13 protein-coding genes and 1 pseudogene are annotated in these 12,866 nt (G+C 40.4%); 12 read left to right on the top strand and 2 right to left on the bottom strand.

What is annotated here, in order from left to right; translation table 11 throughout:
* Positions 1-75: 75 nt before the first annotated feature.
* The 11 genes and pseudogenes from panC (at position 76) to radA (ending at position 8,231) form a co-directional block, all read left to right on the top strand.
* The gene (panC, locus tag D0S24_RS02095; protein WP_117018196.1) at positions 76-918 is read left to right on the top strand and encodes a pantoate--beta-alanine ligase; all 843 of its coding nucleotides are present in this window, start codon (positions 76-78) and stop codon (positions 916-918) included.
* 77 nt (positions 919-995) lie between these two features.
* Positions 996-1,346 (top strand): aspartate 1-decarboxylase, encoded by a 351-nt coding sequence (gene panD, locus D0S24_RS02090; RefSeq protein ID WP_072860413.1) that lies wholly within the window; start codon positions 996-998, stop codon positions 1,344-1,346.
* 2 nt (positions 1,347-1,348) lie between these two features.
* Positions 1,349-2,314, top strand: a complete 966-nt coding sequence (locus tag D0S24_RS02085) for a lysylphosphatidylglycerol synthase transmembrane domain-containing protein (protein WP_117018195.1) — start codon at positions 1,349-1,351, stop codon at positions 2,312-2,314.
* A 25-nt stretch (positions 2,315-2,339) separates the two neighbouring features.
* Positions 2,340-3,482, top strand: coding sequence for an alpha/beta hydrolase (locus D0S24_RS02080; RefSeq protein ID WP_117018194.1), 1,143 nt, complete (start codon positions 2,340-2,342; stop codon positions 3,480-3,482).
* A 149-nt stretch (positions 3,483-3,631) separates the two neighbouring features.
* Complete coding sequence (locus D0S24_RS02075; protein WP_117018193.1) at positions 3,632-3,970, top strand: YciI family protein; 339 nt, start codon at positions 3,632-3,634, stop codon at positions 3,968-3,970.
* The gene (locus tag D0S24_RS02070) at positions 3,967-4,284 is read left to right on the top strand and encodes a hypothetical protein (protein ID WP_117018192.1); all 318 of its coding nucleotides are present in this window, start codon (positions 3,967-3,969) and stop codon (positions 4,282-4,284) included. The genes D0S24_RS02075 and D0S24_RS02070 overlap by 4 nt, the downstream gene beginning before the upstream one ends.
* Entirely contained in the window at positions 4,277-5,521 is a 1,245-nt protein-coding gene (locus D0S24_RS02065; protein ID WP_220377715.1) for an RNA polymerase sigma factor, read from the top strand. The genes D0S24_RS02070 and D0S24_RS02065 overlap by 8 nt, the downstream gene beginning before the upstream one ends.
* A gap of 121 nt (positions 5,522-5,642) precedes the next feature.
* A pseudogene (locus D0S24_RS02060) lies at positions 5,643-5,792 on the top strand (type II toxin-antitoxin system HigB family toxin); the annotation flags it as partial.
* Between the two features lie 226 nt (positions 5,793-6,018).
* Positions 6,019-6,270 carry a type II toxin-antitoxin system ParD family antitoxin gene (locus D0S24_RS02055; RefSeq protein WP_117018191.1) on the top strand — a complete coding sequence of 84 codons (252 nt, stop codon included), beginning with the start codon at positions 6,019-6,021 and terminating at the stop codon, positions 6,268-6,270.
* Entirely contained in the window at positions 6,263-6,562 is a 300-nt protein-coding gene (locus D0S24_RS02050; RefSeq protein WP_117018190.1) for a type II toxin-antitoxin system RelE/ParE family toxin, read from the top strand. The genes D0S24_RS02055 and D0S24_RS02050 overlap by 8 nt, the downstream gene beginning before the upstream one ends.
* A gap of 307 nt (positions 6,563-6,869) precedes the next feature.
* Positions 6,870-8,231, top strand: coding sequence for a DNA repair protein RadA (radA, locus tag D0S24_RS02045; RefSeq protein ID WP_117018189.1), 1,362 nt, complete (start codon positions 6,870-6,872; stop codon positions 8,229-8,231).
* 119 nt (positions 8,232-8,350) lie between these two features.
* On the opposite strand, the gene D0S24_RS02040 is transcribed toward radA, so the two are convergent.
* Both D0S24_RS02040 and D0S24_RS02035 read right to left on the bottom strand, forming a co-directional pair.
* Complete coding sequence (locus D0S24_RS02040) at positions 8,351-9,391, bottom strand: NADP(H)-dependent aldo-keto reductase (protein WP_117018188.1); 1,041 nt, start codon at positions 9,389-9,391, stop codon at positions 8,351-8,353.
* Between the two features lie 201 nt (positions 9,392-9,592).
* Positions 9,593-10,354 carry an exodeoxyribonuclease III gene (locus D0S24_RS02035; protein ID WP_117018187.1) on the bottom strand — a complete coding sequence of 254 codons (762 nt, stop codon included), beginning with the start codon at positions 10,352-10,354 and terminating at the stop codon, positions 9,593-9,595.
* Between the two features lie 428 nt (positions 10,355-10,782).
* Between D0S24_RS02035 and D0S24_RS02030 the strand changes: the two genes are divergently transcribed.
* Positions 10,783-12,864: a TonB-dependent receptor domain-containing protein gene (locus D0S24_RS02030; protein WP_117018186.1), complete on the top strand. Its 2,082-nt coding sequence runs from the start codon at positions 10,783-10,785 to the stop codon at positions 12,862-12,864.
* Positions 12,865-12,866 lie beyond the last annotated feature (2 nt).

Below are 12,866 nucleotides of genomic sequence, written 5' to 3'. Positions count from 1 at the left end.
AGAAAGTGCAAAATTACAAAAATTATGCAGATTAGCAGTAATTATAGTAAGTTTGCTGTCTTTTAAGTAAAACGAATGCAGCTAATTAGCACTAAAAAGGAACTCAAGTCCTATCTATCCTCCCTCCCAAAAACCAAAACTATTGGTTTGGTCCCCACGATGGGGGCATTGCATATGGGACATATCTCCCTAATTAAAAAATCGGTTGAAGAGAACGGGCTTACCCTGATAAGCATTTTCGTTAATCCCACCCAATTCAACAATAAGGAAGATCTGGAAAAGTACCCAAATACTTTGGAGGCCGATTTGGCCCTATTAAAAACAGTTTCGGATGACCTGGTAGTTTTTGCCCCTTCCGCCACCGAAATGTATTCCAGTGAAATTATCTCCAAAACTTATGATTTTGAGGGATTGGAAAATGTTATGGAAGGGGAATTTAGAAAAGGACATTTTGACGGGGTAGGAACTATTGTTGAAAAGCTATTACGTCTCATCTCGCCCACCAGGGCATACTTTGGTGAAAAGGATTTTCAACAACTTCAGATCATCAAAAAACTGATAAAAATAATCCAATTGCCAATAGAAATAATAGGTTGCCCCATCGTTAGGGAAACCAACGGATTGGCAATGAGTTCCAGGAACGAACGATTGGACACGGAATTAAGGCAAGAGGCCGGTTTTATATACAAAACCCTAATCGCTGCCAAACATAAATTTGGCACGAAAAGTGCTAATTTTACGATGGATTGGGTAAAAAAACAATTTAAGGACCACCCAAAACTAACCCTTGAATATGTTAAAATTACGGATATAGACCAACTGAAACCTGTTAAAAGAAAAAACAGAAATACAAAATACAGGGCATTTATAGCCGTTTATGCGGGGGATGTTCGACTAATAGACAACATTGCCCTCTAAAATTGAACACCGATTTCAAAATACCGACCGAAATGAAAATGGATATCCAATTGGTAGATATTGATTAACTTTGTCCCATGCAAATAGAAGTTGTAAAATCTAAAATACACCGTGTAAAGGTGACGGGTGCCGACCTTAATTATATTGGGAGCATTACCATTGATGAAGATTTGATGGACGCGGCCAACATAATTAGGGGCGAAAAGGTACAGATTGTCAACAACGACAATGGTGAAAGGCTGGAAACCTATGCCATACCTGGAGCCAGGGGCAGTGGTGAGGTTACCTTGAACGGTGCGGCCGCTAGAAAGGTCGCGGTTGGCGATGTTCTAATTCTGATCACCTATGCTACCATGGACATCGAACTGGCCAAGAAATTCAACCCATCCTTGGTTTTCCCCAATGAGGAAACCAATCTTTTGACCTAGGTTTGAAGTCCTCCATCAAGAATTCGTTAAAAACAATTCTGCCCATCGTATTGGGTATTTTTTTGGTATGGTATTCTTATTATTCCACTTCTGCCGAAGATAGGTCGGAAATTATCCACTATATAAAAAATGCCGATCTTTTTTGGGTAGGGGTATCCGTTGTTTTGGGGATACTTACCCACCTGTCACGGGCAGTACGATGGAACTACCTGTTACAGCCATTAGGTTATAGGCCAAAGGTATTCAACAATATATTGATTATATTAACCGCATATTTTACCAACCTGGGAATACCCCGGTCTGGGGAAATATTGAGGGCCACGGCCTTGGCCACCTACGAGCATGTTCCTTTCCAAAAAGGATTCGGGACCATTGTAACGGAAAGGGTCATCGATTTGGTGATGCTATTCCTGATCGTTGCCATAGCACTGTTCCTTCAAACCGAAATTATTTGGAACTTCCTTCAACAAAAAGGTTTTAATCTTATTTTGTTATCGATGCTACTTTTTTCCGGGATTTTGATCCTGTCTTTGGGAATGTATGTATTAAAAAAATCGAAATCGAAATTTGCCCTAAAACTAAAAACATTTTTGAGGGGCCTATTGGAGGGCATCCTCAGTATTTTTGAAATGAAGAACAAATGGGGATTTGTTCTTCACACCCTATTTATTTGGCTCGCCTATATAGCCATGTTTTGGGTAATAAAATATACCGTACTGGAAACCGTGGACCTAAGCTTGAGTCAGTTGCTGGTCGCTTTTGTGGCAGGAGCCTTTGCCATGTCGGCCACCAATGGGGGCATAGGCATTTATCCCATTGCCGTGAGCAGTGCCCTGGCCATTTTTGGAATCAGCAAGGTTTCGGGAGATGCCTTTGGGTGGATCATGTGGATTTCACAAACTTTGATGATAGTCGTTTTTGGCGCAATATCTTTTCTGATATTACCGTTATGGAACAGAAACAAATAGGCATCTATTGCCCAAATTCTGTTCTATGCAACGTTTTTTTACCCTATTGGCCCTGCTGGTCTGTTTTGGCGGCAAGGCACAGCTGACCCAAGAAATATTCGAATCCTTCAAGTTACAGGAACGCAGGGATGTACAGTACTATTTCCCCGAAAGTTACACCGCAGAAAAAAAATACCCGGTCATCGTGGTTTTGGACGGGGAATATTTATTTGACCAGGTGGTGGCCAATGCAAAGTTTTACAGTAATTTTCATGGTATGCCCGAAGCTATAGTAGTTGGCGTAAACCAATCCAAGGACAATCTAAGGCTTCAGGATTGCGGCTTTGATCCGGATACCGGCCTCCCCAGCGAAAAAGGCAAGCTGTTCTTCGAATTTTTGGGGATGGAGCTTATTCCCTATTTGGAAACCAAATTCAGTACGGCTCCCTTTAAAATGTTTGTGGGCTATGATATCACGGCCAATTTTGGAAATTATTACCTTTTCAAGGACGATTCCCTATTTAACGCCTATATCAGTATTTCGCCCTATTTAGCTCCAGAAATGGAAACAAGGTTGCCCGCAAGACTATCCGCGATGAACAAGAAAATTTTCTACCAATTGATCCTGGAGGGCGAAAAAAGTGAAAATAGCAACAGGGTACTGGCCCTGAACCAAACATTAAAGGATATGCAGATAGATAATCTGCGTTATTTTTTTGATCAGTATGGGAATGCCGACCATATCTCTGTAGCTACCTATGGCATTGGGAAGGCTTTCGACAATATCTTCGGCATGTTCAAACCTATAAGTCCTAAGGAATACAAAGAAAAAATACTGACCTCGGACGAACCCGTGTTCAAGTATTTGGAAGACAAACAAGCGTCCATAGAAAACCTGTTCGGTTTTAGAAAAACCACCAGTCTCAACGATATTATGGCCATTTACGCAGCCTCTAGAAAAAAGGAAGACTTTGAATCCCTAAAACCCTTATCCGACCTATGTAAAAAAGAGTATCCCGATACCATGTTGGGCTTTTATTTTGAAGGGGAATATTACGAGCAACTGGGAGAACCCAAAAAGGCCCTTAGAACTTTTGAAAAGGCTTTTGGCATGGAAGAAATAGATTTTCTTACCAAAGAAATGGCCTTGGAAAAAATTGATGCCCTAAAGGCCGATTTTGGGTATTGAAAGGATTTTGGTATAAAACCGAAATAGGTAATGGTTGTTATAGACTTGTTACCCCCAACTTGAACAAAACGCTCAAAAAAAATTGAAACTTTGTCCCCATATTGAAAATTGAATCGTCATTAAGTTGAATTTAAAAAAATTATAATATAATGAAAGAATTTGCATTAATTTTCAGACTAAAGGACATTTCGGACTTCAAACCTTCGCCAGAGCAAATGCAGGAGCGAATGAATTGGCTGGGCAGTATTGCCGCACAAAACAAGCTAGTGGACAAAGGAAATACACTTTTGCCCATTCCCGGAAGCGCCAAAACCGTAAAGCCAAACAATGTGGTTACGGACGGGCCTTATACCGAAATCAAGGAATTCATTAGTGGCTATATCGTTGTAAGAGCCGAGAACATTGACGAAGCCGTGGAAATGGCCAAAGGAAACCCTGTTTTCAAAATTGGAGGAAATATTGAGGTAAGAGAAATTCTGGTAAAATGATATACGTAACAGTTTCTTACCGGATAAAACCGGAATTTGTGCCGGAGAACAAAGCCAATATAGATAAATTCCTAAAGGATTTTAAGTCGCTGGACACTTCTGAGTTTGAGTATCGTGTTTTCCTAAAAGAAGACGGAAAAACCTTCGTTCACACCTCAAGTTATGTTGACGTGTCAGTTCAGAATAAAATTTTGAATGTTCCTTCATTCCTTGAATTTCAGCGAAGACGCGATGAAAGCGGATTGAATGACTCGCATCTGGTAGAAATCCTGGAATGTGTAGGCGGTACGAGTCAACCTTTGCAGAATGGCTGAACTACCGGCTTCACATAACGAACTTTTACCGCATTTGTTCAGACAGGAATATGCGAAAATGACGGCCGTTTTATGCCGTCATTTTGGTTTAAAACATATTGGGATTGCCGAAGATATTGCGAGCGACACCTTTCTAAAAGCTTCGGAACATTGGGCAATAAACGGAATCCCTGAAAATCCCACAGCCTGGCTTTATACGGTTGCCAAGAACAAGACCAAGGATTATTTCAGGCACCTTTCGGTTTTTGAAACCAAAATCAAGAACGACATAAACTCAGATAGGCCCAAACAGGAAAACGATTTTGAGTTTCACGAACAAATTATTTCGGACAGTCAATTGACAATGATTTTTGCCGTTTGCAATCCTTCTAACAATTCTGAAAGTCAAATTGCATTGGCACTTCAGATTCTTTGTGGATTTAGCGTGGACGAAATTGCCAATGCGTTTATCACCAAAGCCGAAACCATAAAAAAGCGGTTGCAACGGGCAAGAAACAATCTTCGCAACGATAATTTCCAAATCAAAACATTATCCAAAAGTGAAATCCGATCAAGACAGGAAACGGTTTTGCAAACATTGTACTTGCTGTTTAACGAAGGTTATTTTTCAAAATCGAACAATCAATTCATCCGAAAGGAACTCTGCTCGGAAGCCATCAGGTTAAATTTGATATTGACAGAAAATCCGTTAACCAATACACCACAAACAAACGCTTTATTGGCGTTGATGTGTTTTCAAAGTTCACGGATTGAAGCTCGGACCAACGAAAAAGGCGAAGCCATACTTTTTAACGAACAGGACAAAAACCAATGGGATAAATCGCTCATCGAGAAAGGAAATTATTTCTTGGTAAACGCTACGAACGGAAACGAAATTTCAAAATATCATTTGGAAGCAGGAATTGCTTATTGGCATACCACGGACAACAAAGACAAATGGAAAAATATTTTGCAACTATACAACCAACTGATATTAATTGAATATTCGCCCATAACCGCCTTGAACAGAACCTTTGTTTTTTCAAAAATTTACGGACACGAAAAAGCGATTCTGGAAGCTGATAAATTAAATCTTTCTGATAACGATCAATACCACGCACTATTGGGTTACCTATATGCTAAATCGGATATTCAAATAGCAATTGAACATTATGAAAAAGCCATAAAACTGACTAAATCGAACACAGAAAAACAGACATTGAAAAAAGAAATCGAGCGACTTAATGAACTCGGTTAAACTTTTTAAATTGGGTGCAAAAAAGATACTTGGCACAAAACAGTTGGCAACAAGCTGAAAAAAAAAATTTTATTACCAATTTGGTAACTTGTATGCTATTTATGCGTCGAACAAGTATAATGTGAGAGTAATAGCAAAAAGAACCTTACGGGATTTTTGGGAAAAACACACTGACTGTGAAGAGCAATTGAAATCCTGGTATAGGGAAACCGAAAAATCCGAATGGAAGTCGATTAATGAATTAAAAAATGAGTATCCAAGCGCAACTCTTCACATACCGACTGAAGTTTTGGTCCAAGATTATTAATGAAAGAGCCAATAGAAACATTGGCAATAAGTAATTGCCTGTTCTCGCCTATTTCTAAAAAATCCTAACGCCTGCCTGCATAGACAAGGATTTCCCAGACCAAAATCATAGCCTGAACATTGCGTGCAATTTGATAAAAATTTTGTCTTTATACCAATTTTTGGTATTTTTGATAAAATTGAGTAATCAAATGAACAAAAACACATCAATATCACTCGGAAATTATTTTGACCAATTCGTTCAAAGCCGAATAAATGAAGGAAGGTTTAAAAATGTAAGCGAAGTTATTCGTGCTGGATTAAGACTTTTGGAAGAAGAAGAAAATAAAGTGACCGCCTTGAAAAAAGCAATTCAAGAAGGGATCGACAGCGGAATAGCTCACGACTTCGATCCAAAAAAACATCTTGAATCCTTAAAAGAGAGAAAGCACTCGAATGGCTGAATATAAATTGACAAATAAAGCTGTTGAGGATTTATCCAAAATTTGGAATTATACGTTTGAGGTTTGGTCCGAACAACAAGCGGACAAGTATTACGATGGACTAATTTCCAATTGTCAAGGAATAGCTGAAAATCCTGAAATAGGAAAAAACTATAATGGAATTTCAAAACAGCTTCTCGGAATGAAAACAGATCGGCATATAATATTCTACAGAACTCTGAATGAAAATTATGTTGAGATAACTAGAATATTGCACGAAAGAATGGATTTAAAGAAAAGAATAACCGAATAAAAACTGCAGACAATCGAGCATAAGGCTCCACGATAGGACTACATACCCCCAATTCCTTTTCAAACTTCTTATTGAACTCATTTAAACTTTTCTGATTGAAGCGAACCCGCCCGATACGGTACGGGCGGGAATCAACTATTTTTTGTCCAATTGAAGCTCTTTTGAGTTGCATAATAGAACTACGGAACAAGAACCTGCCTGCCGGCAGGCAGGAAAGGTGAAAAGTGGGCGAAAAAGAGCGATTTTTTAGCCAATTGAGAAAAGTTTAAATGAGTTCATTACCTTAGCACAAACCATAATTTAAATAATGGCCAAAACAAAAACTGCTTTTTTTTGTCAGCACTGTGGCACGCAGTACGCCAAGTGGGTAGGACAATGCGGAGCCTGCAAACAATGGAACACCGTTGTGGAAGAGGTAGTCCAGAAAGAGGAGAAGGTCTCCTGGAAAAACACTTCCCCATCTTTAAAAAAAATTGCAAAACCATTACGAATCAATGAAATTAGTACCGACAGGGAAGTAAGGCTCAATACTTTCGATCTGGAGTTCAACAGGGTCCTGGGCGGGGGACTCGTACCAGGCTCCCTAACGCTTTTGGGCGGGGAACCGGGCGTTGGAAAAAGTACTTTATTACTACAGATTGCCCTTAAACTTCCCTATAAAACTTTATATGTATCCGGGGAAGAAAGCCAAAAACAAATTAAAATGCGTGCCGATCGCATTCACCCCAATAGCGAAACCTGCCTTATCCTTACAGAGACCAAAACACAAAATATCTTTCAACAGATCGAAGCCACCGAGCCCGATATTGTGGTCATCGATTCCATACAGACCCTGCATACGGATTATATTGAATCCTCGGCAGGCAGTATTTCCCAGATACGCGAATGCACCGCAGAACTTATCAAATTTGCAAAGGAAACCAATACACCCGTTATACTCATTGGCCATATCACTAAAGACGGCACTATTGCCGGACCAAAGATATTGGAGCATATGGTAGATACCGTATTACAATTTGAGGGCGATAGAAATTATGTGTACCGCATCCTGAGATCCCTTAAAAACCGTTTCGGATCTACATCCGAATTGGGAATCTATGAAATGCAGGGTAGCGGCCTGAGGGAGGTCAACAATCCGTCCGAGATTTTAATTTCCAAGAACGACGAAGGCTTAAGCGGTACCTCCATTGCATCAACCGTTGAGGGCATGCGCCCGTTAATGATAGAAATACAGGCCTTGGTAAGCACGGCAGTATATGGCACCCCACAGCGTTCCACTACTGGTTACAACGCAAAGCGATTGAACATGCTTTTGGCAGTCCTGGAAAAAAGGGCCGGATTTAAGTTGGCTGCCAAAGATGTTTTTCTCAATATCACCGGAGGAATTTCCGTAGATGACCCCGCCATTGATCTCGCTGTAATTGCGGCCATTCTCTCCAGCAATGAGGACATTCCGATTGAAAAAGGAGTCTGTTTTGCTGCAGAAGTAGGTCTTGCCGGAGAAATAAGGCCGGTACAACGTATAGATCAACGTATTTTGGAAGCGGAAAAATTGGGTTTCAGCACTATCTATGTTTCCAAAAACAACAAGATAACCTTAAAGAATACCCATATCCGAGTACAGTTGGCCTCAAAAATAGAAGATGTGGCCAATAGTCTATTCTCTTAGGTATTCGCTATTTTTTTGAATTGAACATCCGTGCCAGAACCAGCATCAATACCACAACGACAACAATTAGGCCCAATTGCCAAAACCCTACTTTTAATAAAATTATCACCGTCATGTCCTTAAGGGGCGGGATTTGGAATTTCATTGTGTATCGACTCAATACCCCTAAGTACTTCCTCGCTTAATTGCACATCAATGCAACCAATATTTTCCTTAAGCTGGTCCATTGTGGTGGCACCAATGATATTGGAGGTTAAAAATGGTCTCGAATTTACAAAGGCCAGTGCCATTTGCACCAAGGACAAACCGTTTTGCTGCGCCAGTTTATAATATTCCTGGGTAGCCTGTACAGCCGGCCCGCTACTGTATCTATTGTAATTTGGAAATAGGGTAACACGGGCATTCTCTGGCTTTCTCCCCCCTAAGTACTTGCCGCTCAATGTACCAAAACCCAAAGGGGAATAAGCCAAAAGACCCAAATTTTCACGATGCGAGATCTCGGCCAGACCCACTTCAAAAAGCCTATTTAAGAGATTATACGGATTTTGTATGGTAATCATTCTTGGCAAACTGGCATGTACCTTGCTTTCCTCCAAGTAACGCATAGCTCCCCAAGGGGTTTCATTGGAAATGCCTACATGCCTAATTTTACCTTCCCGTACCAGATCCCTAAAAGTTTCCAATATCTGATGGATATTATCTTCCCAATGGTCATGGCTACTATGCCTATATCCCCTCTTTCCGAAGTAATTCGTAGTCCGGTCCGGCCAATGCAACTGATACAGATCCAAATAGTCTGTCCGCAAACGGGAAAGGCTTCCCTCAACGGCCGATGTAATGGTTTCTCGATTGATTCCCGTGGTTCTTATAAACTTACTGACTTCGTCCTTGCCTACGATCTTGGATGCCAAAATTACCTTATCTCGGTTCTTTTTCTTTCTAAACCAATTCCCGATAATCCTTTCGGTATCCGCATAGCGTTCCTTTGTTGCAGGAATAGGGTACAATTCTGCCGTATCAAAAAAATTAATGCCCTGTTCCAAGGCATAATCCATCTGTGCATGACCTTCCTCTTCCGTATTTTGTCTGCCCCAGGTCATAGTGCCAAGACATATTTTGCTTACTTCTATATCGGTATGGGGGAGATTGGTATACTTCATTCAGATGATTTTAAGTGTAAAAAAAATGATTAATATCAACTAAAGCAAATAAATATCCCAACTCTCGTTATATAACTCAACTTGCGTCAATAAAAAGCTTGAGGAAATTAAAGATACTCCGGCAGAAGCCAATGCTTTTATTCTGTGGTAAGGGAAACCCTACTTCGGTAAATAACAAAAAATATACGTTCCATGGCGTCCCTACTCCAATTCCACAAGAATGGGACAATGATCACTATGAACGGCCTGCGACAAAATAACGGAACGTTTTAAACGACTTACCAATGGGCTACTGACCAATCCATAATCCAATCTCCATCCCTTATTATTGGCACGGGAGTTGGCCCTATAGCTCCACCAGGTATAATTATCGGGTTCCTTATTAAAATGCCTGAAACTATCTACAAACCCGTTATCCATAAAATTACCGATCCACTCCCTTTCCACAGGCAAAAACCCCGAAACATTTTTGTTCCTGACCGGATCGTGAATATCTATGGCCTCATGGCATATGTTATAATCCCCGCAAATAATAAGGTTCGGCCTCTCTTTTTTTAGATTGTCAACATAGTCCTGGAAATCGGCCATATACTGTAGTTTATGATCCAATCGGGCTATATTGGTCCCTGAGGGCAAATAAAGGCTCATAACGGAGATGCCATTAAAATCGGCCCTAAGATTTCGTCCTTCAAAATCCATATAGTCTATTCCGGTACCGTACTCCACATGATCCGGTTGTATTTTGGCCAAAATGGCTACTCCACTATAGCCCTTCTTCTGGGCACTATACCAATAATGATAGGGGTAACCCAAGGTTTCAAAAAGTGCAAGATCCAATTGATCCCTATTGGCCTTGATCTCTTGCAAACACACTACATCCGGATTTACTGTTTTTAACCAATCCAAAAAACCCTTGTTCACCGCAGCCCTGATTCCGTTTACGTTATAAGAAATAATTTTCACACGTTTAATTTTTGTAATTATTTGATAATAAATTAATTAAAACCCGCCTGAATAGCTAGTCGGGCAGGTTGAGAGCGTATGTAACCGCTTCGCTCTCACATTAAACCTGCCTGCCGGCAAGGCAGGAATTTTAAACATCCCCTTTTGTGAAGTAATTTTTAAAATTTCTTAATGTTCGTTTCATTTAAATACATTTATACCGCGCCTACCTCTTTATGTATCATAAAAGACCCATGCGCTTTAATTTGGTGCTATGGCCATTTTGCCAATATCCCGCTAAAAATAACCAATGTTTTTTGTAACCGAAAAGACTGCGCTAAATAGTTGATATTTATTCCCATTTTAAAGCATACAAACATGGTACCCTATACACTTCAATAGAAAAAATTCAGATAATAATCCTTAAGTTTGAAACTTAAACATAACACATGAAATGCTTCCGATATTTTCTATTTGCCTTAGTTTCTGTATTTGTATCCAGTGCCCAAGAACCTACCCAAAGAGATAGCATTACCGAATTGGATGAAGTAATCCTTCTGGACAGCCTTCAATCGGCCACCGATAATGGCATTATAGCTACTAAAATAATAGGAAACAAGGTATTTCAGAACTATAGTCCCGTAGATATGGTATCGGCAATAAATCAGATATCCGGGGTCTATATATTGTCAGGGGCCCTAAATACAAACAGGATCACCATAAGGGGGGTAGGTGCAAGAACATTGTTCGGGACGGATAAACTGCGACTTTACTATAATGACATACCCATTACGAACGGTTCGGGCTTCTCCGCCATTGAATCCTTCGATTTGGAAAACTTAAGTTCAGTGGAAGTGATCAAGGGCCCAAAAGCGACCAATCACGGGGCAAATTTGGGAGGGGCCATTTTGCTGAATTCCAAACAGCCCGGCAACGAGTCCACTTATTTCAGGAATAACTTTACAGTAGGCTCGTACAATATGGTCAAGAACAATTTACAATTTAGCCTAAAGGAAAATAAAATAGCACTAAACTTTCATTATGGCATTTTGGAGACCGATGGCTATAGGGAAAACAACAAATTTACACGTGAAGGCGTGCTCTTGGATTTAAATTACCAAATAAACACTAAAACCAATATTGGGCTTCTCTTCAACCATGTTGATTATAACGCCCAAATTTCCAGTTCTATAGGAGAGACGGATTTTAAGGAAAACCCTACCAAGGCAGCGTTTACCTGGAAAGCTGCCAAAGGATACGAGGACAACAAATACAGCATAGCCGGCCTAAACTTAAACCATAGCTTTTCGGATAAAATAAAGAACACCACCAGTATTTTCTATTCCTATCTGGACCACTATGAACCCAGGCCCTTTGGCATTTTGGAGGAATACACCAACGGCTATGGGTTCCGTACAAAGTTTACGGGTAAGTGGGTGGCCAACGGCGCTAACATTGATTATAATTTTGGGGCCGAATTATACAAGGACGAATACCAATGGGACGAATATGAAAATCTATATGAAGACAATAATGGCCAAGGAAGTGTAGAGGGCGACCAATTTGCAAAAAACAAAGAGTTTAGAAGACAGTTCAATGCTTTTGGCAATCTGCTTATTCCCTTTGGAAAGGCTTTTTCTACCCAGATTGGACTGAGCGTCAACAAGACGTATTATGATTTCAGGGATGAATTCAATCAAGGGGCCGACAATAGGAGCGCAGAAAGAAATTTTGACGCCATAGTACTGCCCAGCCTAAACCTCAACTATAATTTATCGGCCGTAAATTCAATTTATGCCAATATAAGTAAAGGCTTTTCCAACCCTACTGTGGAAGAGACCCTTACTCCGGATGGGGTAATTAATCCTGATATTGCCCAAGAAACGGGTGTAAACTATGAAATTGGTTCCAAACTACTGCTGCTGGATGGGAAATTAAACATAAACCTTGCCCTCTACAGAATGGACATAAAAAACCTTTTGGTTGCCCAACGGGTTGGAGAGGATCAATATATTGGTAAAAATGCGGGCAAGACGAAACATCAGGGTTTGGAACTGGATATGGACTACAATTGGGATATTGGCCCCAAACTAAGGATAACCCCCTTTATCAGCTATACCTTTAACGATCATAATTTTGTGACCTTTGTGGACGGGGATAACGATTATTCCGGAAATCCCTTGACGGGGGTTCCCCAACACCGATTAAATTCTGGCCTACAAGCCCAACTCAACAATAAAATGTATTGGTATACCACCCACCAGTACGTAGGGGAAATTCCGTTAACGGACGCCAATAGCCTCTACAGTAATGCCTACAATGTAATGAATACCAAGCTGGGGTATAAAAAGCAATTGGGGAAAAGGTTGTCCATGGATTTGGCTTTTGGGATCAATAATATCTTCGACATCAACTATGCCCAATCCGTACTTATCAACACCACGGGATTTGGCGGGGCGGAACCCAGATTCTACTATCCCGGAAACGGAAGGAATTATTACGGCAGCCTAAGGTTGGGATATTCCTTGTAAAA

This window comes from Arenibacter sp. P308M17 (genome assembly GCF_003426735.1).
GTDB lineage: Bacteria > Bacteroidota > Bacteroidia > Flavobacteriales > Flavobacteriaceae > Arenibacter.
This window is presented reverse-complemented; position numbering and strand designations above follow the sequence as displayed.

Coding starts and splice junctions, on each gene's coding strand:
- D0S24_RS02065 (WP_220377715.1), top strand. CDS start 4,277: ATGGCTGAACTACCGGCTTCACATAACGAACTTTTACCGCATTTGTTC.
- panC (WP_117018196.1), top strand. CDS start 76: ATGCAGCTAATTAGCACTAAAAAGGAACTCAAGTCCTATCTATCCTCC.
- D0S24_RS02055 (WP_117018191.1), top strand. CDS start 6,019: ATGAACAAAAACACATCAATATCACTCGGAAATTATTTTGACCAATTC.
- radA (WP_117018189.1), top strand. CDS start 6,870: ATGGCCAAAACAAAAACTGCTTTTTTTTGTCAGCACTGTGGCACGCAG.
- panD (WP_072860413.1), top strand. CDS start 996: ATGCAAATAGAAGTTGTAAAATCTAAAATACACCGTGTAAAGGTGACG.
- D0S24_RS02080 (WP_117018194.1), top strand. CDS start 2,340: ATGCAACGTTTTTTTACCCTATTGGCCCTGCTGGTCTGTTTTGGCGGC.
- D0S24_RS02070 (WP_117018192.1), top strand. CDS start 3,967: ATGATATACGTAACAGTTTCTTACCGGATAAAACCGGAATTTGTGCCG.
- D0S24_RS02075 (WP_117018193.1), top strand. CDS start 3,632: ATGAAAGAATTTGCATTAATTTTCAGACTAAAGGACATTTCGGACTTC.
- D0S24_RS02050 (WP_117018190.1), top strand. CDS start 6,263: ATGGCTGAATATAAATTGACAAATAAAGCTGTTGAGGATTTATCCAAA.
- D0S24_RS02040 (WP_117018188.1), bottom strand. CDS start 9,391: ATGAAGTATACCAATCTCCCCCATACCGATATAGAAGTAAGCAAAATA.
- D0S24_RS02030 (WP_117018186.1), top strand. CDS start 10,783: ATGAAATGCTTCCGATATTTTCTATTTGCCTTAGTTTCTGTATTTGTA.